The 21,987-nt window shown below is 30.1% G+C and carries 24 protein-coding genes; 3 read left to right on the forward strand and 21 right to left on the reverse strand.

Features of this window, described 5'->3' with window-relative positions:
• The first annotated feature begins 178 nt into the window (after positions 1 to 178).
• Positions 179 to 1,084: a fused DSP-PTPase phosphatase/NAD kinase-like protein gene (locus tag BUA48_RS03980; protein WP_072830292.1), complete on the forward strand. Its 906-nt coding sequence runs from the start codon at positions 179 to 181 to the stop codon at positions 1,082 to 1,084.
• A 354-nt stretch (positions 1,085 to 1,438) separates the two neighbouring features.
• Here the strand turns inward: BUA48_RS03980 and BUA48_RS03985 are convergent, their stop codons facing one another.
• The 7 genes from BUA48_RS03985 to BUA48_RS04015 all read right to left on the reverse strand — a co-directional run bounded on the left by BUA48_RS03985 (position 1,439) and on the right by BUA48_RS04015 (position 6,921).
• Positions 1,439 to 1,702, reverse strand: coding sequence for a hypothetical protein (locus BUA48_RS03985; protein WP_242944290.1), 264 nt, complete (start codon positions 1,700 to 1,702; stop codon positions 1,439 to 1,441).
• On the reverse strand, positions 1,651 to 2,211 hold the full coding sequence (locus BUA48_RS03990; RefSeq protein ID WP_072830300.1) for a hypothetical protein: 561 nt from the start codon (positions 2,209 to 2,211) through the stop codon (positions 1,651 to 1,653). Before BUA48_RS03990 ends, BUA48_RS03985 begins: the two co-directional genes overlap by 52 nt.
• Positions 2,212 to 2,250: 39 nt before the next feature.
• Positions 2,251 to 2,742: a polymer-forming cytoskeletal protein gene (locus tag BUA48_RS03995; RefSeq protein WP_072830302.1), complete on the reverse strand. Its 492-nt coding sequence runs from the start codon at positions 2,740 to 2,742 to the stop codon at positions 2,251 to 2,253.
• 19 nt (positions 2,743 to 2,761) lie between these two features.
• Positions 2,762 to 3,238 carry a hypothetical protein gene (locus BUA48_RS04000; protein ID WP_072830304.1) on the reverse strand — a complete coding sequence of 159 codons (477 nt, stop codon included), beginning with the start codon at positions 3,236 to 3,238 and terminating at the stop codon, positions 2,762 to 2,764.
• A 12-nt stretch (positions 3,239 to 3,250) separates the two neighbouring features.
• A complete protein-coding gene (locus BUA48_RS04005; protein WP_072830306.1) occupies positions 3,251 to 3,748 on the reverse strand; it encodes a tRNA (uracil-5-)-methyltransferase in 498 nt (165 codons plus the stop codon).
• Positions 3,749 to 3,762: 14 nt separating this feature from the next.
• The gene (locus BUA48_RS04010; protein ID WP_072830308.1) at positions 3,763 to 5,253 is read right to left on the reverse strand and encodes a hypothetical protein; all 1,491 of its coding nucleotides are present in this window, start codon (positions 5,251 to 5,253) and stop codon (positions 3,763 to 3,765) included.
• A gap of 600 nt (positions 5,254 to 5,853) precedes the next feature.
• Entirely contained in the window at positions 5,854 to 6,921 is a 1,068-nt protein-coding gene (locus BUA48_RS04015) for an NAD(P)H-dependent flavin oxidoreductase (protein ID WP_072830310.1), read from the reverse strand.
• A 259-nt stretch (positions 6,922 to 7,180) separates the two neighbouring features.
• On the opposite strand from BUA48_RS04015, the gene BUA48_RS04020 reads away from it, so the two are divergent.
• Positions 7,181 to 8,362 (forward strand): amidase domain-containing protein, encoded by a 1,182-nt coding sequence (locus BUA48_RS04020; protein ID WP_072830312.1) that lies wholly within the window; start codon positions 7,181 to 7,183, stop codon positions 8,360 to 8,362.
• A gap of 94 nt (positions 8,363 to 8,456) precedes the next feature.
• On the opposite strand, the gene BUA48_RS04025 is transcribed toward BUA48_RS04020, so the two are convergent.
• From BUA48_RS04025 to BUA48_RS04065, 9 genes are all read right to left on the reverse strand, one after another.
• Positions 8,457 to 9,005 (reverse strand): flavodoxin family protein, encoded by a 549-nt coding sequence (locus BUA48_RS04025; protein ID WP_072830314.1) that lies wholly within the window; start codon positions 9,003 to 9,005, stop codon positions 8,457 to 8,459.
• 109 nt (positions 9,006 to 9,114) lie between these two features.
• Complete coding sequence (locus BUA48_RS04030; RefSeq protein WP_072830316.1) at positions 9,115 to 10,845, reverse strand: ABC transporter ATP-binding protein; 1,731 nt, start codon at positions 10,843 to 10,845, stop codon at positions 9,115 to 9,117.
• 123 nt (positions 10,846 to 10,968) lie between these two features.
• A complete protein-coding gene (locus BUA48_RS04035) occupies positions 10,969 to 11,448 on the reverse strand; it encodes a L,D-transpeptidase (protein WP_072830572.1) in 480 nt (159 codons plus the stop codon).
• A gap of 107 nt (positions 11,449 to 11,555) precedes the next feature.
• The gene (locus BUA48_RS04040) at positions 11,556 to 12,029 is read right to left on the reverse strand and encodes an HAD family hydrolase (protein WP_072830318.1); all 474 of its coding nucleotides are present in this window, start codon (positions 12,027 to 12,029) and stop codon (positions 11,556 to 11,558) included.
• A 131-nt stretch (positions 12,030 to 12,160) separates the two neighbouring features.
• Positions 12,161 to 13,480, reverse strand: a complete 1,320-nt coding sequence (locus BUA48_RS04045; RefSeq protein WP_072830320.1) for an ABC transporter permease — start codon at positions 13,478 to 13,480, stop codon at positions 12,161 to 12,163.
• The gene (locus BUA48_RS04050) at positions 13,473 to 14,372 is read right to left on the reverse strand and encodes an ABC transporter ATP-binding protein (RefSeq protein WP_072830322.1); all 900 of its coding nucleotides are present in this window, start codon (positions 14,370 to 14,372) and stop codon (positions 13,473 to 13,475) included. Before BUA48_RS04050 ends, BUA48_RS04045 begins: the two co-directional genes overlap by 8 nt.
• 148 nt (positions 14,373 to 14,520) lie before the next feature.
• Entirely contained in the window at positions 14,521 to 15,315 is a 795-nt protein-coding gene (locus tag BUA48_RS04055; protein WP_072830324.1) for a DUF3169 family protein, read from the reverse strand.
• On the reverse strand, positions 15,308 to 15,523 hold the full coding sequence (locus BUA48_RS04060; protein WP_072830326.1) for a helix-turn-helix transcriptional regulator: 216 nt from the start codon (positions 15,521 to 15,523) through the stop codon (positions 15,308 to 15,310). The genes BUA48_RS04055 and BUA48_RS04060 overlap by 8 nt, the downstream gene beginning before the upstream one ends.
• 262 nt (positions 15,524 to 15,785) lie before the next feature.
• Complete coding sequence (locus BUA48_RS04065) at positions 15,786 to 16,127, reverse strand: cupin domain-containing protein (protein WP_072830328.1); 342 nt, start codon at positions 16,125 to 16,127, stop codon at positions 15,786 to 15,788.
• A gap of 224 nt (positions 16,128 to 16,351) precedes the next feature.
• Here BUA48_RS04065 and BUA48_RS04070 point away from each other — a divergent pair, with 224 nt between their 5' ends.
• Positions 16,352 to 16,864, forward strand: a complete 513-nt coding sequence (locus BUA48_RS04070) for a ferritin-like domain-containing protein (protein WP_072830330.1) — start codon at positions 16,352 to 16,354, stop codon at positions 16,862 to 16,864.
• A gap of 144 nt (positions 16,865 to 17,008) precedes the next feature.
• On the opposite strand, the gene BUA48_RS04075 is transcribed toward BUA48_RS04070, so the two are convergent.
• From BUA48_RS04075 to BUA48_RS04095, 5 genes are all read right to left on the reverse strand, one after another.
• Positions 17,009 to 17,695 (reverse strand): DUF554 domain-containing protein, encoded by a 687-nt coding sequence (locus BUA48_RS04075; RefSeq protein ID WP_072830332.1) that lies wholly within the window; start codon positions 17,693 to 17,695, stop codon positions 17,009 to 17,011.
• A 27-nt stretch (positions 17,696 to 17,722) separates the two neighbouring features.
• Complete coding sequence (locus BUA48_RS04080; protein ID WP_072830334.1) at positions 17,723 to 18,097, reverse strand: hypothetical protein; 375 nt, start codon at positions 18,095 to 18,097, stop codon at positions 17,723 to 17,725.
• Between the two features lie 302 nt (positions 18,098 to 18,399).
• On the reverse strand, positions 18,400 to 19,413 hold the full coding sequence (locus BUA48_RS04085; RefSeq protein ID WP_072830336.1) for a LacI family DNA-binding transcriptional regulator: 1,014 nt from the start codon (positions 19,411 to 19,413) through the stop codon (positions 18,400 to 18,402).
• A 399-nt stretch (positions 19,414 to 19,812) separates the two neighbouring features.
• Positions 19,813 to 20,829: a 3-deoxy-7-phosphoheptulonate synthase gene (gene aroF, locus BUA48_RS04090; protein ID WP_072830338.1), complete on the reverse strand. Its 1,017-nt coding sequence runs from the start codon at positions 20,827 to 20,829 to the stop codon at positions 19,813 to 19,815.
• A 390-nt stretch (positions 20,830 to 21,219) separates the two neighbouring features.
• Positions 21,220 to 21,978: a Tim44 domain-containing protein gene (locus tag BUA48_RS04095; RefSeq protein WP_072830340.1), complete on the reverse strand. Its 759-nt coding sequence runs from the start codon at positions 21,976 to 21,978 to the stop codon at positions 21,220 to 21,222.
• Positions 21,979 to 21,987 lie beyond the last annotated feature (9 nt).

The raw sequence follows: 21,987 nt of genomic DNA on the forward strand, positions 1-21,987 counted from the left end.
TCAAATAAGTTAAGCTAAAATTTTAGAGAATATGCTCATAATTATTAGTTACCCACTCTAAACTTATAAAGTTAAGTATCCTTTATAATAAATTTAAAAATTTCTATATTAAAATTTATGTATAAAAAACTATAGTTAATCAAATTCTAAAAAAAAGTCTAAAAGGAGAGATACTAAAATGAAAAGTAAATTTAGATTATTTGCTTTTACTTTAACTACCTTATTAATCTTTAATACATTTAATGTTTTTGCTTTGAGTGAAGTTTGTACCACCCCTAATTTAGTTCTTAACTTTAAAAACGAAAGTTCTTTACCTAAAAACTTTAGGAAATCTAATGATAACCTTAAAAGTACAAATTTAAACCTTAAAGGTCTAGATTCTTTGAATATATCAGGTAGTTCTCAGTTTACTGAAGATTCTTTACCTTTGATTAGAAAGTCCATTATTGCAGATAAGAATCTTACAATTATAGACTTACGTCAAGAATCTCATGGATTCGTAAATGGAAATGCTGTCAGTTGGATGTGTGAACATAACAATGCTAATAAAGGATTATCTATAGAGCAAGTTTTAGTTAAAGAGGCAAATGAATTAGCTACCATACAACTTAATACTTTACTTAAATTTTTTAATGCTCTTGAGTTAAAAGTAACTTCAGTAACTAGTGAAAAGGACTTAACAGAAAATACTGATATATCATACTTAAGAGTGCCCGTTACTGATGGCGAACTTCCTACAAATGAAATAGTAGATTATTTTGTGGATTTTGCTAAGTCAAATCCTAAAAATTCCTGGCTACATTTTCATTGTAAAGAAGGAATTGGACGTACAACTCTTTTTATGATGATGTACGATATGATGAAGAACTCTAAGGATGTCCATCTACAAGATATTATACAACGTCAAGTTTTATTAGCTGGTCCTGATATAGAAAAAGATTATGAGAAATATAGTACAAATAGGTTAAGTTTTTTGAATAATTTTTATAACTATACAAAACAAAATAGCCCTAATTATGAAGTAACTTGGAGCGAATGGTTAAGTAAAAATACTCCTAATGCTCCTTCAAAGTTAGCTTCTTAAAATGTATAATTATAAATTAACTCTCTACTCTTAAATTGATAATTATGGGGATTTAATAAGAATTAGTTCCAAACATAATAGAGGTTTATTATGAAATATAACAAATTTACATTAATCTCTTTTCATTATCTATTAAAAAGTCCGTAAATGCTAGAATATCTAGTATTTACGGACTTTTTAATAGGTCGATACCATACTTAACTCTACCTAATTCTGCTTCATTCTGCCTTGAAAAGTAGTAAAAGAGTTGTATGTATCTTGAGTTGTATTTACTGCATTCCATAAAACAAGCCCTCTTACAGCACCTGCTTCATATTAAACTTTTAGCTTTATTTTATTTGTAATTGTCAGAATTTATTCTTCTGGTGTCGGCGTTTGTTCCCAGAATACTCTTTGAAGTTTTTCTGGCACTTCGTGGTCTGGACTTTCTATTGCTTCATCAACCGTCGCTTGTAGGTCAGCACGAAATTCAGATAATAAAATTCCTCTGGCTTTTGCACCAGCCTTTAAAATTGATTTCATATCTCTTTTATTAAATTCCATAACCAATTTCCTGATTCCTTTTATTATCTTTCTTTTCTGTACCTTACAGCAAATGTTCCTACAATACCAGGACAAATGAACATGGCAATCATGCTCCACAATGTGATTCTAGCAGTGTCGCCAGTCTGAACACTTGTATTTATTTGGCTGTTCTGACTAGATGAACCATTACCTGTTCCGCTTGTAGTAGGTGCTTTTTTTAATGATACGATCAGCCTGTTATTATTGCTGGTAATTGCAGGAGCGGTAAATGCGTTATCCCTCAGATTTATCATTTCCTGCTGTCCTTCTGATCCATAACGAACGTTATCTATCTGCCACCCCTTATCAGACTGTATGATATATCTCTGTTCTCCTAGTCGGGCTATTTCTGCTGAACTATCCTTACTTGTATATGTCTTATCATTGATTTTTACAGAACCATGTTCTCCTATATCTAGCAGAACGGTATGTGTATCTGGCACAGTTGTTGTTATTGTCGTCGCTCCCTCGCTCTGTTCTGTTGCATGTACCTGTATGGGAATCAACATGGCAGAGCATATGAACAATGCAGCGATACCAGCCAGCACTTTTTTCTGTTTCAAAATGGTATACCTCCTTTCACTCATTTTCCATAAGCCATATTATTGTTTATTCATCAAATTTGCAATGAAAGTAATGCTTCCCTCATAATCTCCAGCCTCAGCTTTATTCCAGTTATCATCTGTAATATCAACGCTTAACAGAATTTCTTTTCCCTGTCCGTCGGACAAGCCAGCTCTCAAGATATCTTCATCCCATGTAGCTATACTAAATTCCTTGCCCTCTGCTTTGTTTACCAGCTTGTACGGCAAATCTTTATTCTGACTGGTATTATGGAAATCATTTGCCGTTGCATTGACAACAACTTCCTGTGTAGAGAGAACATTTCCTTTGACCTTTAATGCTCCATTTAAGTCTGTGGAAGTCGCTTCAAAATTAACTGTTGTTTCAGCTGGAATAGTTAGGGTATATGTGGATTTAACATTAGCTTTAATCCTTGTTGTATCTGACTTTTCTTCTGCTGATACTGGAAGAACCATAGTTCCCATAAGAACAAGTGCAGTCAATCCCATTGTAATTTTTTTATTCTTCATAATTTATCAATATCCTTTCTTATTTTTTTTCAGGAGCAGTTACAGTAAATACAAGCTGTCCATTATAATTTCCGGCCTTGATTGTTCCCCCATTTTTTGCTTCAAGATCAGAGAAATACAAATCCTGCGTACCGTTTGCTGTAAAGCTTACAAAGTCTGTATCTTTCGCAATCCCTGTTCCGCTTTGTGTTATGCTGATTGTTGTAACTGCCTTTGTTTCTGTGTCATCCTCTCTTGAAAGTTCAACCACACCGTTGCTATCCACACCCTGTGTTATCTTTACTTTGATTTCCCTGCTTGGCTCAAGGTTAACATCTTTTACTTCAATTTGTTTCGATGTTGCTCCATTGCTCAAGTCAACGCTGGACGGTATCGTAACCGTATAATTGTTTGGTTCTCTGTACGTAACATCCATTGTTTCGGCATGAACAGGAAGAATCACTACACTCATCATCAGAATCCCCATTGCTCCTGCTATTATCTGTCTTTTTTTCATATTCTCTCTCCTTTATTCTAGTACATTTAATGTAAATTTGATTTCTGAACCGTTTAACGGTGTCTGTGTTTCGTCCATTTTGAAACACTCATATTTCAGCGTACAGTCATCATATATCCCTGTGGAAAGGCTCTGGTTTATAGTAATATCATAAATTGCTTTATTCGGCTCTACCAGTTTGCTTTCCCATAGCCTTGTCCCGTCATTCAAAATAATGGTCATTTTGAAATAACAGGTATTTTCCTTTGGATTGTAAAGGTTCACACTCTGCTCAACGGTATCTACTTTAAAATTCATTGTGTCAAATCCCGGTATATCAATGGTATCCGTGTTTTTCTTTCCTGTATAGGTATCCTTATCTCCCGTATAGTCCTCGGCGTTGTCATATACATCAGCAGTAACATGCTTGTCCCCAAACCAGTAGTTCCAGTTCATGCCGACAAAGATACCACTACCCACAAGGCCGACTGCCAGCACAACGATAAGGATTGTTTTAGTTATCTTATTCATTCTGTCAATCCTCCTTATTTTTCGCTGTATAATATTTCAAATGTTATTGTTCCCTTGTAGTCGCCAACAGGGATATTTGTTTCTGTTGGCTGTGCAAAGCAAACATTGACCCCATTATCAGTATTTGCCTTGAATGTAGCAACACTGGTGTTGACATTCCCCAATGCTTTACCATTGACTAGCAAAGCGGAAGTGACTATATATTTCGCTGTATCATTCTGCCTTGTCAATTTCAACTTTGCGTCATCAGTTACATTTCCGTCATTCTTGATTGTCACATCCACCTGTCCCTGATAACCTAAATCAAAAGGTTCATCTTTGCTAGCAGAGATTGTGCTTGTGCTTTCTAATTTTCCCACAATCAGCGTGGTGGCAGGAATGGTAATCTTATAAGTTGCATTATTGGTTGATATAGTATGCTGGACTTCATCCGACTGCGTATAACTTCCTTGTCCGGCATATTGTACAGAAACGATGTGAGAGGAATTTGCCCTAAGATTAGAAAATGTATTGTTTGTCCCCCAGTTCCCATCATCTAACTTATAATATACTTCACCATATGGTTCTTGATAATTCGTCAGATTTACTATGATAGAGTTTGCAGTCTTGATGGCAGTAAATTCCGGAACAGGGGTTTTAAATACCTGATATGTTGCGGAACAATCTCCCGGAATAGTACTATTAAATCCACCTGCATAACAATTTATAATACCACCAGTAACAATAATTGAGTTAACGTCATAAGATTTTCCATAATCATTTTTCACCTTATTTCCTCCAATCATGGTTACAGTACCACCATGAATATAGAGATTTCCTCCCTTGACAGCGGTGCCTCCGCCCCAATAATTAGAAGCTCCATGTAATTTAATGCTTCCAGTGGATTGTTCAGTAAAATGCAATTCAGCGTTATCTGCAATGTTAACTGCATCTCCAAAACCGTCTTGGCTTGCCTGAATAATATTTTCACCTATTAGTGTAATATATACTTTTGCATTTGATGATATTTTCAAATTACCATTTGGACTTTTCAGGTTCATATTCTGAAATGTTATATTTGCTGTTACTCCATCGCTTACAATAATCTTGTGTGATGTAGCGGTTCCTGTAATCATATAATCTCCGCTTTGCGTGATGTTTGCGTCCACATCGGAAATATCAATAATACTTGCTCTTGCTGATAAAAGAGCATTGACAGCTTCCATTTGTTCCTGTGATTCATCTTCTTGTCCGCCAATATTCTCTATTGCCTCTGCCTGTACCATTCCCACAGGCTCATTTGTGACTTTTTGTACTTTTTCATTTTCTTGTTCTGGTGTGGATTTAGATTCTATATCTGTACTTTTTTCCATAGGTACAGCCGTTTGGTCCAACTCCAAAATTTCGTCTGTATCGCTCTGCATGACAGCTTCTGTTTTTTCCGCATGAACAGGATGGACGGTACATGACAATCCAAGAACTGCTACCAACGCACAAGCACTCAGTTTCTTAAAATTTTTTTTCACGTTTTCATCTCCTTTCAGTATTATTTTTTGGGTCTGTCAGCCCCTTTTTTTTAATTATTAATATTCTGTCAAGACTTTTCTTTACGTTACCCTATTACCATATTTAAGTATAATTTATATTTATAACTGTTTCAACCAGAAATCGTATACAGTAAAAAAATAGTCGTAAACAGGTAATTTATAATTATTTTTTCTTGCCTGTTTTTCTGTATTCTCTTATAATTATAAAAAAAGAGAGTAATGTTATATCACAGCATATGTTTACTGAACTTGAAATCATTGAAAAAACAAAAACGGTTTTGATAGATAGTTGAAATAAATATATTATATATCTTACATTAAATAAACTTTAATCATATTTTATAGGATAAAAAATTTAATATGTAATAAATTACGGTAATATAGATTTAATATTACAAAGTATATATAATTACCTCTTAAATTTTAAGGTATATCTTATTATTAAGAAATTTATTTTCTGCTTGAAATTAAGCTTAATACTTTAAATATAAATATTAAGGTATATAAGAAAAGAGCTAGAGATACTCATAGTTTTATGCTTTATCTCTAGCTCCAATTATACATTTCTAATTTTTCTTTTTAAGCTTCTAAAATTTCTTTTTCAAGCTCATTCATAAGCTCTTGTACAGGTACAATTTTATTAATTCTATGAGCATTATCACCACAAAAAATTAGTCCTTCTTTTGTATTTCCATTTACAGCCTCTATTAAAGCTTTACTTATACAATAAGGTGTTACTTTAGGATTACAATGAGTTATACAATCATAGCATCTAGTAACCTTTATATTACCTAAGTAAGTTTTCTTAACAAACTCATTTTCTATAGCTCTACCTGGCATTCCAACAGGACTTGAAACAATAGCTATGTCTTCTTTCTTACAGTTCACATATGCATTTTTGAATTCCTCTGAGGCATCACATTCTTCTGTTGCTACAAATCTAGTTGCCATTTGCACTCCATTTGCTCCCAATTTTAGATATTTAGCAATATCTTTTCCATCGAATACTCCACCAGCAACTACAACTGGTATATTTTTAGAATACTTTTCTGCATATATCTTAGTTTCTTCTATAATCTTAACTACCTCATCATCAAAATTATCCATACTACTAAATATGTCATCTTTTTTAAAACCTAAATGCCCGCCAGCTCTTGCACCTTCTATTACAATTAAATCTGGTGCTATTTTATCATGTTTATCCCATAACTTTAAGATTACTCTTGCTGATTTTAGTGATGAAACTATAGGTGCTATTTTTACTCCTAAGCCCTTCACTATTTTAGGTAGTGACGTAGGTAATCCCGCACCTGATATTATTAAATCAACTCCAGCTTCTACTGAAGCCTTTACATGCTCAGCATAGTTATTGGTTGCAACCATTACATTAACCCCTATAATTCCATTATTAGAGTTTTCCTTAGCTTCTTTTATATGTTTTCTTAAAGCTCTTAAATTAGCTTCTAAATTGTTCTTTTCAAAATCTTTCTCATCATATCCAACTTGTGCAGCAGAAATCACTCCTATTCCTCCTGCCTTTGCTACAGCACTAGCAAGTTTACAACGAGATACCCCTATTCCCATACCTCCTTGAATAATAGGAAGTCTAGCTACTAAGTCTCCAATTTTTAATGCTTCTATCTTCATATTCCTCATATCCTTTCAGAAATTTAAATATCCTATTTTGAATATCAAATGTTTTGAATATCAAAGTTTATATGGCTATTATAAAGTATTTCATACCTTCTTTCAAGCCTATTTTTTGAATTAACTGTTAAGTTTTATAATATTCTTTTTCTCAATAGCTTTATACTTCAAAATTTAATTTTAAAAACTTTCTAGTTTTAAATTAATGTTTTTTTGGAACACTAAGATAACAAAGACTTATTAAAGGAGTTTTATTACCATGAATAAAAAAATGAAATTTTCTAAATTTATATGTTTTATATTAATTTTTTTGCTTTCTTTTTCTATTATGCCTAAATGTCTTGCAACAGAGGAAGCAGAAAACTCACGTAAAGAAATAGAGGACTTTATAAATAATTATTTTAATACCCGTAACAACTCTTTTATAGATGGAAATATTGAAAATGTAATTAATAAGTACGATCTCTCAAAGGATAATGCTAAATATGCACTTGACCATGAAGTAAGAAGATTAAAATATTTACGAGATTGGTCCTCTGAAAGAGGGATAAAATTAGTTAAAATAAATTCTATTAGTAACTTTAAAAACTTTACACCTAATGCTAAGAATTGTTCACTTAGAGTTGATGAGGAGTTTATTGTAAATTATGCTTATGAAAAAGGTGAAAAAAATATAAATACCTTTGGTATAAGCCTTTTTCACTTTATAAACCTTACTAAGCAAGAAAACACTTGGCTTATAAGCAAGGATTGGTACTTAGATTGTTTTGAAGATGCTCTTAAGTCCTATAATGGAGACTTTTCTAATTCAATCTTACCTGATCCTAAAGTAAAATCTCATGACATCTCTACCCTTATACGTTGTGAGGAAGATAACATAGTGCAGGTAAAAGAAAAGGGCTATAATAGAATTTCAGCAGCAAATTATGCTGATAAATATTGTGGAGTAACTTCACTAAGTGATAACTCAGATAAATATGATAAAAAATACCCTAACTACACAGGTATTGGAGGCAACTGTACTAATTTTGTTTCTCAATGCCTTGGAGATAAGGAAGGTGGTCACCTTCCTCAAGATTATACTTGGTGTAGTACTGTTAAGAATGGAAAACGTGATAGTTCTCCTTCTTGGATTAATGCTGATGCCTTTAAGGATTATATTTTATATAGTGGTAAAGGTAAAATAATTAAAAATGGTGATTTTAAAAATCTACTTTGTAAAAATGAAGAAAGTACTAAACATTCCTTTTGCAATTTGCAAATAGGTGATGTGGTTTCTTATTCTAAAAAGGGTGATATTGATCATAATGCTATTATAACTGGCTTTGATTCTTCTGGTTACCCACTTATAAACTCTCACACCGTTGATAGATATCATGTTCCCTTTGATTTAGGTTGGGGAGATAAAGGAATATCCTTTTATATGATTCACATAAAATAAGAGCTGTATTATTAAGAATTTACGATATGGAATTCAAATATAGAATTCCATATCGTAAATAATTTACTTAATAATACAGCTCTTTGCTTTTATCTTATAGAGAAGCTCCTAAATCATAAACTTCCTTTAGCGCTTTGAAATTTTCTTTAACTTGTACTTCATCATCTGTGCATACCCCATAAGCTGTTCTAAACTTAATTCCTAAGTAATCACAAATTTCTTTTATAGTGTTTTCTACTAATGATGGTCCTTCGTTTGGTAATGCACCACCATAAGTTGTTAAAAGTACACATTCCTTAGTTTTTAGAAGCTCTTTTTCTTCTAATCCATATAGTCTGTCTATAAAAATCTTTAATTGAGCCGACATAGACCACCAATAAATAGGTGTAGCTAAGACTATTACATCAGCTTCCTTTATTAAAGGATATATTTCTTGCATATCATCCTTAACTACGCATCTTTTTGATTTAAGCATTTTGCAGCCATTACAACTTGTACAACAAGCAATTTTCTTTTCTTGTAGCACTATTTTATTTACTACAGCATCATTATTAGTACTTACTACCCCTTTTAAATACTCATCCAATAAAAGGTCTGTATTTGCTTTCTTTCTTGGACTCCCCATTAACGCCAATACCTTCATCCCTGTACCTCCTAATTTTTATGCATAAATTCATAATAATATTATAAAGTCTTTTTACAGATTAATACAGTAATTTATTGTTAATATTCTATAAATTACTTACTTTTACTTAAGCTAAGTATTTCTCCTTAAAATCCTCTTTATTTCTATTAAGAGTACGATATATTCCTTTTTTAGACATTAACTCTTCATGGGTTCCTCGTTCTTCTATACCCTTTTCTGTTAAAACTACTATTTCATCTGCATTTTTAATAGTTGTAAGCCTATGAGCTACTACTAAGGTTGTTCTTTCTTTACTTAACTCTTCAAGAGACTTTTGTATTTCATATTCCGTTACATTATCTAGAGCTGAAGTAGCTTCATCTAAAATCATAATAGGTGGATTCTTCAAGAATACTCTTGCAATAGATATTCTTTGTTTTTGACCACCAGATAATTTAACTCCTCTTTCTCCAACATATGTGTCATATCCCTTTGGAAGACTCATTATAAAATCATGTAATCGTGCTTTCTTACAAGCTTCTATTATTTCTTTATCTGTAGCTTCTGGATTTCCATATAATATATTTTCTTTTATTGTACCAGTGAATAAAAATACATCTTGTTGCACTATTCCTATATTTTTTCTTAGGGATTTTAAAGATAAATCCTTTATGTTTACGTCATCTATAGTTATTTCGCCTTCTTCAAAATCATAAAATCTTGGAATAAGGCTACATAAAGTAGTCTTTCCTCCACCTGAAGGTCCAACTAATGCTATAGTTTTCCCACTTGGGATTTCCAAGGAAATATCTTCCAATACGCTATTGTTGTCTTCATATTTAAAGCTTAAATTTTTAATCTCAATGTTACCTTTAACTTCACCTAAAGTAATAGGGTTAGGACTTTCATTTTCAGTTTTTTCCTCTATTATATCTAAATATCTTTGGAAACCTGTCATCCCATTTTGATACATTTCTGCAAAATTAGTAAGCTTTTTAATTGGTTGAATAAACATCTTTATATATAATAAGTAAGCTGCAAAATCACCAGGTGTTATTTTATCCATATACATAAAATAAGCTGCAGCAACTAATACAACTAGTTCTAATATATCTGTTAATAAGTTCATACCTGAAAAATATTTACCCATTACCTTATATGCAGCTTCTCTAGCCTTTTTAAAGGTTGTATTACTTTTTTCAAATTTTTCTAATTCATTTTCTTGAGCACCAAAGGATTTTGTAACTCTTATTCCCGCAATACTATTTTCAAGAGTAGCATTTACTTCTCCAGTTTTTACTCTTGTTTCCATAAAGGCTTTTTTCATTTTATTCTTTTGAATAGCAGCAAACAGCACTATAAAAGGAATAACTGCAAAAATCATAATTGTTAATGGTACATTTATTGTACATAAAATTATAAAGGATCCTACTAACATTATTAAGGATATAAATAAATCTTCTGGTCCATGGTGTGCAAGCTCTGATATATCCATTAAGTCATTTATAATTCTAGACATTATGACTCCTGTCTTATTTTCATCAAAATAAGAGTTAGGTAAGTCCTGTAAATGAGTGAATACTTCTCTTCTCATATCACCTTGCATTCTTACCCCTACAACATGTCCCCAATATTGCATAAAGTAGTTCAAACAAGCCTTAAATACAAATATTAATAACAACATAATTCCAAATACGAAAATCATATTTAACTTTCTATTTGGAACTATATCATCGATTACATTTCTTGTAAGCATTGGATATACCAAATCACAAACTGATAATAAAAGTGCCGCCAATAAATCTAATAAAAATAATTTTTTATATGGTTTATAATAAGTAATAAACTTTTTTATCATATAAACCCTCCTTTTTAATAATATTTCTTATGTAATGCTTTTTATATACTTCCCATATTATATCATATATTTTAATGAATATTAGCTATGTCAATATTATTATTTTTGGCATAGCTAACATATTTATGATATATATACCAATGAATTTTTAGGTACATTACTATATATCCATTTTGCATTATTAATTGCAAGTCTTACACAGCCATTAGAGATTTCATATCCAAGCCTACCATCTTTAATAGAGCCATCTAAGTTATATAATATAGAATGAAATAAATAATTGTCCTTGAACTGTGTATAGTACCAGCATCTATATCCATGATTTTCTCCAAAATATAACCCCTTCACTCCTATTTTAAATTTTCCTAAGGGCGTAGGTGTTTCTTTTTTTCCAATGGAGCATGGGTAACTTCTTATTATTTTCCATGTTCCTTCCACATTTAAAAATACATTTGTTTTAAATTCTTTAGTATCTACCCATATTAAATAATTAGTTTCACTTTCCAGATTCTCATTATTAATAAACTTAGTTGATATATCCTTATACTGTGAAAACTTTCTTTTGTTTTCATTATTTTTTTCATCATTAAAGTAAAAAAACATATATGGTTCATAATAATACTCTTTTTTACTATGCACTTAAGTTCTCCTAATATAATTTATATAATATCATTTTACTTAGCATTTCTTAACTTAGTGCATATAAGTTTTTATCCTCTTAATGTTGCTATAAGCCTTTTAGGATATAGTAGTAGTTCTATGGCATGATTAATATCTTGAACTACTATATCTGCTTCCATAATACTTTTGCAAAAGGCTCCTTCTTTACCTATTATAGCCATAGAAAGAATACTTTCCTTTAACATAGCACTATCATTTCTTCCATTACCTATTGCTACTGTGACCTCCTTGTTAAGCTCTTCTATTATATTCTTTTTACTTAAAGTAGCATCATCTTGTTGAAAAATTTTTATATCTATAGGAAGTCCTTCACACTGGCTTCTAGCTGACCCATGAGTATCAGCAGTAGCCACATAAAGCTTGAGTCCTAATTTAGAAAGCTTTATTATATTATCCTTAGTCTCCTCTTTTATAGCTCCATCTTCTGCTATGGTACCATTAAAATCAAATACTACATTTTTAATTTTCAGATCCTTATATCCTGGTATATAAACTTCTATCATATTTGTCCTCCCTTATAACGCCATTTAAAGTAACTTATATATTATTACTATACATTAAAGTCCTTATTATGTAAAAAATTCTGCCTCCTGAAAAAATTTTCAGGAGGCATATAAAAGTAAATTTAATTTTCTTATTTTTCTTCTTTGAATATTTCAAATAAATCTTTAAACTTAAGTCTATTACCAGTGTGTAAAATTACAACTGAATACACCTTAGATGTAAATAATATAAGCAATACTATGGATACTATTAATATTGCTAAAGATATTCCAATAGTAGCTACAGGTATATCAGAAGAAATCACAGCTGCTGGTATATAAAATGGTGCTGAAAATGGAAGGAAAGTAGCAACCTTCGCCATAGTAGTACCAGGTACAGTTAAAGCCATGTAAGAAAGATAAAATCCTATTAGACTTAAGAATGATACTGGCATCATAGCCATATTTAAATCTTCTAATTTACTAATTGTAGAACCAACTAAAGCATTAAATATAGCATATAGCACATATCCTAAAATAAAGAATACTACTATCCAAACTATATCTATAGGATCTACTGCTGAAAATATAAGAGATAAATCTACTGTTTTAGCAGCACTATCTATAAATTTCTTTACTAAAACTCCACTTAGTTCATATGAAACTAAAGCTGTTACTATTATAGCTGAAAATTGTGCTATTGCTAAAGTTCCCATAGCTACACATTTTCCTGTTATAAGTTCAAGTGGTTTTACAGAAGTTAGTAATAATTCCATAACTCTTGAAGTCTTTTCTGCAACTATAGAATTTGCAACCCAATATCCATAGAAATAAATAATATAAAACAATATTAAACATGCAACCATTGGTAATACCATTTGTGCTATTCTTTGTTCAAAGGTCTTTTCCTTTTCCCCAGCAACTATTGTAATACTATCAATAGGTGATGTAACCTTTGCTACATTTTCTGGTGCCACCCCTTCTTTTATTAACCTTCCAGTATTTAAAGTAGAGGTTATAATTGAAGTTACCTTTTCAATATCACCCTTAGAAACTAATCCTTCCTTTGGTGGTTCATATGATTTTACAGTATATATGTTATTTTCAATACAAGTTTTTATATATACCTTACCCTCTTCAGTTGTTTTAGAAACTTCATCTATTAACTTTTCATCATCTTCAGTACTTATTTTAAAATCAACCTTAGGGAAAGCTGCTTTTATTGTTTCCGTAATATCCACATTTAGGTCTGAAGTATCTTTATAATAAATAGACTTTATAGTCATTTCCTTTTCTTCCTTAGAAGATGAATCCTCATGAGATTTTCCCGTTAAAGCTGGTATTATATTGATAAGTGATGTTCCGATAAACACCAAAGCTAATATAACTATAGTAGCTACCTTAAATGACTTTCCTTTTACTAATTGTGCTATAGTAAATTTGAAAACCTTATTAAAATTATTTTTACTCATTTTCTTCACCTACCTTTTCTATGAATATTTCATGTAACGTAGGTTCTCTTAATTCAAATCTAACTATTGTTACATTCTTTTCAACTAATTCCTTTAATAATTCATTTCCTTGTCTCTCATCCTCAACTCTTAAACTTAAAAGATCCGGAGTTTCTTCAATAATCTCTATATTTTTTTCCTTTATAATAAGACTTATATCCTCTTCACATTTTAAATTCAATCTATTTCTTCCGTAGCTTTTTTTAATTTTTCCTAAATTACCCTCTAATACTGTCTTTCCTTTTTTCAAAATCACTAAATCAGTACAAAACTCTTCAATTGTGCTCATTTGATGACTAGACATTATAATATATTTATTCTTTGCCACTTCTTCTTTTATTACTTCTTTGAATAAATCAGTATTAACAGGATCCAATCCACTTAAAGGCTCGTCCAATATTAAAATTTCTGGATCTGCTATAAGAGCTGCTATAAATTGAATTTTTTGTTGATTACCCTTTGATAATTGTTCTGCCCTTTTATTTCTGTGTTCTTCGATATCTAATCTTTTTAACCAATGATCTATTCTACTTACCGCTTCTTTTTTGCTTATACCCTTTAATTCTGCAAAATAGATAAGTTGGTCTAAAACTGTAACCTTAGAATATATTCCTCTTTCTTCAGCTAAATATCCTGTAGGTATTTTAGACGGGTCATATTTTTCACCTTTCCATGTGATTGTTCCACCATCTTTTTTTAACATTCCAAGCATCATACGAATTGTAGTAGTTTTTCCCGCTCCATTAGTTCCCAAAAGTCCAAAAACTCCTGGTTTTTCCATAGAAAAACTTAAATTATCTACAGCTGTATAATCCCCGTATTTTTTTACAAGGTTTGTAACTGTAATAGTCATTTTTCTCCCCCTTATATTTTAGTTATTTTGTTATATTGTAACATAAAATTTATATTTTATTTATTAAATTTTACTTAAGTTTCCTATTCTTTCACTATAAATAAATCATTATTTTATAGTGAACTTTATCCTTTATTAGTATATAAAATTATTTTCTTATATTGCTCTTAATTGCTTCATTAGAATATGCTATTGTTTGAACTAACCATATTACTATTACAATTACCATAGGCATAATACCAAAGCCCCATATATCATATCCTATAATACAAAATATCCAAAGTATTACACAAGTTAAAGATACAGCTTTATATGCTTTATATGAACTTTTAAATATTCCTAGCTTTATAGCTTCATCACAGCTATCTATCCATTTCTCTGCAAACTTTACATCATATATACTTCCTTTTAATAAGGGATTAATTCTCTTTTCAAGATTCACTATATTTTTTTGAATCAATATGGTAGATACAGTACAAAGTATAAAGCCTAAAAATGAACATATCCCCTTTATTATACTTAGGTTACCATTATCATCATTAAATGGTAATATCATACCTCCTATTCCCAAAAAGAAAAATCCAATAATATTATTTATAGTAGTAATTGATATCACAATAGATAAGTTTCTTTCAATTTTATCTATTGCATAATCATTTTCCTCTTCTTCTATACATTCTTCATATTCTTTTATAGACTTATTATAAACATATATATATATTGCAATTACAATTAAAGACAATACAAGACTAGCAAAGGGTGTTATTGCACTTAATATATTCATAAATAACTTAGGAATATTCTCACCAAATAATTCTTTTAACCTACTAGAGCCTAGACCAAATAAAAAACCTATAAATGCAGATACCATAGTAATAATAATAAATCCTTTAAAAGCCTTTTTATCTTCCTTTTTTATTTCACTAGCACGATTATTACTCATTAATATTCTCCTCCTCATAAATAAAGATATCTTCTACTGTAGCATTCAGAACCTTTGATATTTTTAATGCTAATGTTACTGATGGTGAATAATCCCCTCGTTCAATCTGACTTATGGTTTGCCTAGATACCCCAACTAATCTCCCCATTTCAGTTTGATTCACATTAATTTTAGCTCTATATTCTTTTAATCGATTATATAAAGGCATATAATCCCTCCTGACTAATTTAATTGTCACTTTGACAAATATAATTGTCAAATTAATATTAATATATGCCAACTATACTTGTCAAGTATTTTTATTACTTTTATTATTGAAGTTACCAACTTCTAAACTTCATATATAAAGATGTCCAGATATATTTTTTTGTTTTGGGCCTACATACTTTAAACAATAAAGAGCCTGTTATTAACATAACTTTAGTATTTTATAACTAAAGTTCTATCATGACAGGCTCTTTGCTATATATTTATTTAAATTCTGCTCCAGCAGCTACTTTTGTTACTTGAACTGCCACCATTTCTTCTGTTCCATTTATAATTTGATGCCATTCTCCTTTAGGTACAAAAACACTACTACCTACATTTACTTCGTATTCTGTTTCTCCCAACATCATTTTACCACAACCCTTTAAAAAGAAAAATATTTGCTCTCCATTTGGATGTCTGTGAGTTTTTAATATTTGATTAGGTTTAAAGTAATATACTTCAGAAGTTATATCTTCTCCTGCGAAAACCGGAATTTTAGGAACAGCACTATCATTGAACATTTCTAAAGATCCGTCTAATAATTTTTTACAATTGTTATCCATATTGTAGTTACCTTCTTTCTTATATTTTTTAAACATACTTATTATAAGCTTTTGCTCTGTTCTTTATTCACTATAAAAATTAACATGTTATAAAAAATATATTATTTTTTAAATTTATCAACTAAAAATTTGTCTTTCTTATGTCCAATGTTGCTATTTATGATGAACTTTATATTGTACTATTCATATGCTATATATTATAGAACTTTTGCAAGGAGAAGAAAATGTGTAATCATACTAAATATTCTATAAACCAACCCTATCCTCCAATAATTATTAAGGGAAAAAATTCTGAGTATGCTAGGTTAATATCTCATGCTTATGCAGGTGTTGTTTCTGAATTAAGTGCTAGTACTCAATATGTATATCAGCATATTCGATTGTTTCGAACTAAATATCCTGAAATATCTGAAACACTCATAGGTATTTCCATAGTAGAAATGCACCATTTAGAGATTTTAGGAGAATTAATAGTTGCATTAGGTGGCGAACCTAAATACGGTATCTCTAAAAAAAATAAGTTTTACAACTGGACATCTAAATTTGTAGATTACGACGAAGATCCTGAGCATATGTTATTCAACGATATACAATACGAATTGGATGCAATAGAGCAATATAATAAAATTATTTCTGTTATAGATGATAATAGTATAAAAAAAATAATTGAAAGAATAATAATGGATGAAAAATTACATGTTAAAATTTTCAAAGATTTGTATAAAAAATATTTTTAACTTGTACTGAAAAGAGAACTTGAGATAGGTCCTTTTATAATTATTAGGGTATGATATATTGTTTATTTACTATACTTCGACTTTACTTACTAAAACTTTATTATAACTTAAATGAAAGAGAGCTGTGGATTTCACAGCTCTCTTTTACATTATAACAACTCCTAGAAACATAGCTATTACTATTGATGGTAATAAATTAGCAACCTTAATTTTAGTCACATTAAGCATATTTAACGCTAAAGCAACAATTAAAAGACTTCCAACTGCTGACATATTATTAATTAAAGTAGCGTTTAACAAAGATGATAGAATGCTTGCGCCACATACTATTGTACCTTGATATATAAAAACTGCTATGGATGAAAAAATCACTCCAATTCCTAAGGATGACGTAAATATAATTGCTGAAATTCCATCTAATATTGCCTTTAGAAATAATGTTTCATGATTTCCTTGTAGTCCACTTTCTAAAGCTCCGACTACTGCCATAGCCCCAACGCAAAACAGTAAACTTGCAGATACAAATCCCTCTGCTATTGACACATTGTTATTGCTACCTTTTTTAACCTTAGATTCAATAAATTTTCCTAATCTGTTAAGCAATTTATCCAAGTCTAAAAGTTCTCCAATAAAAGCTCCAATTGCAATAGATATTATCATAACAAGTGGATTATCTAACTTCAAAGAACCAGATGTTCCAATATAAAGCACACATAAAGCTAGTCCACTCATTATTGTAGAACTGATTCTTTCATTAATTTTGCCCTTAAACAGTAACCCAATAAATCCCCCAATGACTATGGTTATAGTATTTACTATTGTGCCCAACATAATCAAAAGTCCCCCTTATATGTAATTTTAGTATAAAGCCCCCTTTGTAATTTGTATCTTTTCAGCTACTGATTGAGGTGGTATAGATTTAGTCATGATTGGACTCAAAACTATAAAAACTTTATCACCCTCTGTAAAACCCACACTATTTTTTTCATTATTACATTGAATAATTTTAGTATCTGCATTAACAATTACTATTAACTCTTCATTGTAAATTTCACTATCTTTTATGTAACCTTTAACTAATAATTTTGTAATTCCATACTTAGCTTCTTCTTCAATCTTAACTACTTCACCCATAAAGATGGGATTCTTTAAATTGTTGGCAAAAGCTATAGAGTTCACTCCCATAAGAAATACTAGTAAAGCAATACAAAAGTTTCTACATCTTAGTTTCATATGCTTTTGGCCTCCTATAATTAATTTTTTCTCTTATATAATTTAGGATACCTTAATTTAAAATTTTAATTCTTTATTTCTTATAAAGTTTTTTAATATGTATTACCTTAAATACTCTTAATTCATTTTCTATAACTTCATAGTTTAAATGCTAAAGCTTAACTATAATATTACATTGTGGTTTTAATATAGTAAATATATATTTAAAATATACATTTACGTCTATTTATATGAACAATTCAGAATTTTTAAATTTGGCTTGATATATAGTAATTCTACTGAGCTAATCTAATTATACTAGATTAGCCCAGTTCCTTTGTACTAGATCTTACAATTAACTTTGCTTCATAACTATAAGACTTATTTTCAACTTTTTTTCCCTCTATAAGTGAAAGTAAAGTATCAGTAGCTTGTACAGCTAATTCATCTATTGGTTGCTTTAAAGTAGTAAGTCCTGGTGTTATAACATCTGAAAAGAATATATCATCAATTCCAATTACCGATAAATCTTTAGGTATGCTAATATTTGCATCGTTAGCTGCCTTATATATTCCATATCCTATTATATCTCCACAGGCAACAATACCTGTAATTTCCTTATTATTTTCAAAAAAATAATTTGCACCATCAATTCCTGTTTTCATATCAAATTTTGATGAATATATATAGGACTCATCTATAGGTAAATTATAATCTTCCATAGCTTTTTTATATCCATTTAATCTATCAACAGCATTAGAAGCCCAAAGCTGGCCTGTTATGCATCCTATATTTTTATGTCCTAAGTCTATTAAATATTTTGTAGCTAAGTATCCGCTGATATAATTATCCACGGATACATTGCAAACTTCTTTAAAACCGTCAATTCTCTTATCAATTGTAACCATTGGATAATGTGCATTTACTAAAGCCTGTAAATGTTCGCTTTTCTTTATTGCACAAGAAGTAAAGATTATTCCCTCTACACAATACTGTTTCATTATATCTATATATTTTTCTTCTTTATTAGCATCATTATGTGTATTACAAACTAAAATACTATACCCACTTTTACTTGCTACTTCCTCAATTCCATCAATTAATTGTGAAAAATAAGGATTAGTGATATCTGATAGCATTACTCCTATCATTTTACTTCTTCCTTTTACTAGTCCTCTAGCTATTGCATTAGGTTGATAATTATATTCTTCAACCAACTTCATAATCCTTTGCTTAGTTTCTTCCTTTGCTTTAGCACTTCTATCATTTATAACATTAGAAACTGTAGTCGGGGATACGCCTGCCATTTTAGCAATATCCTTAATTGTAACTGCCATTTGCCCCTCCAAATTATATATTTTTCTTGCGTCTATTATTTAAGAAATATACTTTATAACTAAATATACTTCCTATAATGCGACTTAAAGGAATAACTTATGAAAATAATTTTTAAATTCAAGTTGTATCCCTTAATAATTTTTATTCTTTAGATTTTATTCATACTTTTACCAAAATATATCATATAATTTTTTTTGTTCTTAAATTGTCCAATATAACCATATTTTTAATTATATAATATTCTATCAATATATACAACAGTTGTACTTCTAAATATAATATTTAAAGTTATATTATGTAATATTTTAAACTTCTTTATTTAATCACACAATATTTTTATTGCATACTTAACCTTCTATAATTTTAACTTATCTTGTTAAAAACTACATTTTTAAGCTCTAAACTTCTTTTCCTATGGCATCTCCTATTGCTTTTAATCCCTTCATCATATCTGCAAATTTACTTGGTTTAATAGATTGATCCCCATCACAAAGAGCATTTTCTGGGTCATTATGCACTTCTACTATTATTCCATCAGCTCCAGCAACTAATGCAGCCTTAGCTAAAGGATCCACTAACCACCATTTTCCTGAAGAATGAGAAGGATCAACCACTACAGGAAGGTGAGATAATTTTTTTATTATCGGTATAGCTGAAATATCTAAAGTGTTTCTAGTATATCTTTCAAAGGTTCTTATACCTCTTTCACATAATATTATATTTTCATTACCTCCATACATAATATATTCTGCTGACATTAAAAGCTCCTCTATAGTATTTGATAATCCCCTTTTTAGCAAAATTGGCTTTTTAGTTTTACCTAATTCCTTTAAAAGTTCAAAGTTTTGCATATTCCTAGCACCAACTTGTATAATATCAACATTTTCTTCAAAGTGTTCAATATCATATGGAGACATAAGTTCTGTAACTATTGGCAACCCCGTACTTTTTCTTGCCTTTATTAGTAATTCTAGTCCATCTTTTTTCATACCTTGAAAAGAATATGGAGAAGTTCTAGGTTTATATGCTCCTCCTCTTAAAAACTGTGCTCCATGCTTTTTAACCTCTGAGGCAATAGCTAAAATTTGATTTTCACTTTCAACAGAACAAGGTCCTGCAATTACCGAAAACTTTTCCCCACCTATTTTTTCTCCACCTATACTTACAATAGTATCTTCAGGTTTAAAGGCTCTATTAACTTTTTTATAAGGCTCTTTTACTTCTATTATTTCATCTACATATTTATTATTTAATAAACTATTTTTATTTATGGCTTTTATATCTCCTGTAATTCCAAAGGAAATTCCTTCTTTAGATCTTATGAATTGTACCTCTACACCCTCTACCTTTTTAATAAAATCAACCATATTATTTATCTTTTCTTCTTCAGTATTTTTTTTAATTTTTATAATCATCATACCTCTCCTTATTTTATCTCTTAATACTATTGAATACATATTTTCTATTTTTATATATTTTTTGTAAATAAAAAGAGCTCACCTTCAGGTGAGCTCTGTAATTCGTTATAATATACAATTACATCTCTTAATATAAGGAGTTTAAGCCATATAAAAACCCCTCTATTATGAACCTCTCTGAAAAGTTATATCTTTTATGAAATTTAAGACAACACAAATAACCAGTACGCCAAAAGCTGCACCAGTTTAAAAACATATTGCTATTAAATTTCACTAAATTCAAACTATTCATTGAAGTTTTCATAAATTTCTCCTTATAATTTTAAAATAATTATTTACAATTATAGTACTAACATTTAATATATGTCAATACATTATTTTGAACTATTACATTTTTCTATTAATAAAAGTGCTTTCATCAACATCTTCTTTTTGAAGTATTTCATCCAATACCCAATTATCATTACCTCTTATAAACTTCCAATACTCCACAAAACTTTGGTGTCTTGGTACTCCACCCTTTATACTGCCTGTTAAGGTATCTACAGTGTAATCAATCATAGATGCTTCAATAAAAAACCATATGGTATCATTGCTATCTTCTTCAAAATCTACAACTCCAACAGGCTTTAATTTTAGAAGTCTTATATCTTCTAACATATTTATTTCATTTCTCATTTTCATCCATTCTAACTTAGTTTGATGCGAATTATATATTGCTTCACTGATACAATCCGAAGCAATATTCATATCTCCTTTAGTCCACGCTCCTTGTACCCTATAAAATACCTCTTCTGCCCTTTTTCTTATACTCTTATAATCCCAAGTGCAATCCTCTTTGCTAAGGTTACTCATGAACTCCTTACTTTTCTTTCTTTTAAAACTTATTCTTACTTTATAAACTATAGTAGTTCCTGATACAAGCACAGTCATCCATATAAAGCTCATTACATTACTAAGCGGAGTCCCTTTTGTACTACTTCCTCTACTTGAGGAATGACTACTAGAAGAAGAGCTACTTCCTCCACCTCCGCCGCCACCGCCGCCTCCACCTCCTCCTGCTCTTGCAAGAACCACTGAAGAACTCTGTATTATAAGACATGTTAATATACTCATAATTATTAATGCTTTTCTATATTTTTTCATCCTTTTTCC

The organism is Clostridium collagenovorans DSM 3089 (assembly GCF_900130005.1).
In the GTDB taxonomy this organism is placed as follows: domain Bacteria; phylum Bacillota; class Clostridia; order Clostridiales; family Clostridiaceae; genus Clostridium_D; species Clostridium_D collagenovorans.

Bases quoted from the DNA above. Each gene is read 5' to 3' on its own strand.
- BUA48_RS03980 (WP_072830292.1), top strand. From the start codon at position 179: ATGAAAAGTAAATTTAGATTATTTGCTTTTACTTTAACTACCTTATTA.
- BUA48_RS03995 (WP_072830302.1), bottom strand. From the start codon at position 2,742: ATGAAGAATAAAAAAATTACAATGGGATTGACTGCACTTGTTCTTATG.
- BUA48_RS04000 (WP_072830304.1), bottom strand. From the start codon at position 3,238: ATGAAAAAAAGACAGATAATAGCAGGAGCAATGGGGATTCTGATGATG.
- BUA48_RS04005 (WP_072830306.1), bottom strand. From the start codon at position 3,748: ATGAATAAGATAACTAAAACAATCCTTATCGTTGTGCTGGCAGTCGGC.
- BUA48_RS04015 (WP_072830310.1), bottom strand. From the start codon at position 6,921: ATGAAGATAGAAGCATTAAAAATTGGAGACTTAGTAGCTAGACTTCCT.
- BUA48_RS04020 (WP_072830312.1), top strand. From the start codon at position 7,181: ATGAATAAAAAAATGAAATTTTCTAAATTTATATGTTTTATATTAATT.
- BUA48_RS04025 (WP_072830314.1), bottom strand. From the start codon at position 9,005: ATGAAGGTATTGGCGTTAATGGGGAGTCCAAGAAAGAAAGCAAATACA.
- BUA48_RS04030 (WP_072830316.1), bottom strand. From the start codon at position 10,845: ATGATAAAAAAGTTTATTACTTATTATAAACCATATAAAAAATTATTT.
- BUA48_RS04035 (WP_072830572.1), bottom strand. From the start codon at position 11,448: ATGTTTTTTTACTTTAATGATGAAAAAAATAATGAAAACAAAAGAAAG.
- BUA48_RS04040 (WP_072830318.1), bottom strand. From the start codon at position 12,029: ATGATAGAAGTTTATATACCAGGATATAAGGATCTGAAAATTAAAAAT.
- BUA48_RS04045 (WP_072830320.1), bottom strand. From the start codon at position 13,480: ATGAGTAAAAATAATTTTAATAAGGTTTTCAAATTTACTATAGCACAA.
- BUA48_RS04050 (WP_072830322.1), bottom strand. From the start codon at position 14,372: ATGACTATTACAGTTACAAACCTTGTAAAAAAATACGGGGATTATACA.
- BUA48_RS04055 (WP_072830324.1), bottom strand. From the start codon at position 15,315: ATGAGTAATAATCGTGCTAGTGAAATAAAAAAGGAAGATAAAAAGGCT.
- BUA48_RS04060 (WP_072830326.1), bottom strand. From the start codon at position 15,523: ATGCCTTTATATAATCGATTAAAAGAATATAGAGCTAAAATTAATGTG.
- BUA48_RS04065 (WP_072830328.1), bottom strand. From the start codon at position 16,127: ATGGATAACAATTGTAAAAAATTATTAGACGGATCTTTAGAAATGTTC.
- BUA48_RS04070 (WP_072830330.1), top strand. From the start codon at position 16,352: ATGTGTAATCATACTAAATATTCTATAAACCAACCCTATCCTCCAATA.
- BUA48_RS04075 (WP_072830332.1), bottom strand. From the start codon at position 17,695: ATGTTGGGCACAATAGTAAATACTATAACCATAGTCATTGGGGGATTT.
- BUA48_RS04080 (WP_072830334.1), bottom strand. From the start codon at position 18,097: ATGAAACTAAGATGTAGAAACTTTTGTATTGCTTTACTAGTATTTCTT.
- BUA48_RS04085 (WP_072830336.1), bottom strand. From the start codon at position 19,413: ATGGCAGTTACAATTAAGGATATTGCTAAAATGGCAGGCGTATCCCCG.
- aroF (WP_072830338.1), bottom strand. From the start codon at position 20,829: ATGATTATAAAAATTAAAAAAAATACTGAAGAAGAAAAGATAAATAAT.
- BUA48_RS04095 (WP_072830340.1), bottom strand. From the start codon at position 21,978: ATGAAAAAATATAGAAAAGCATTAATAATTATGAGTATATTAACATGT.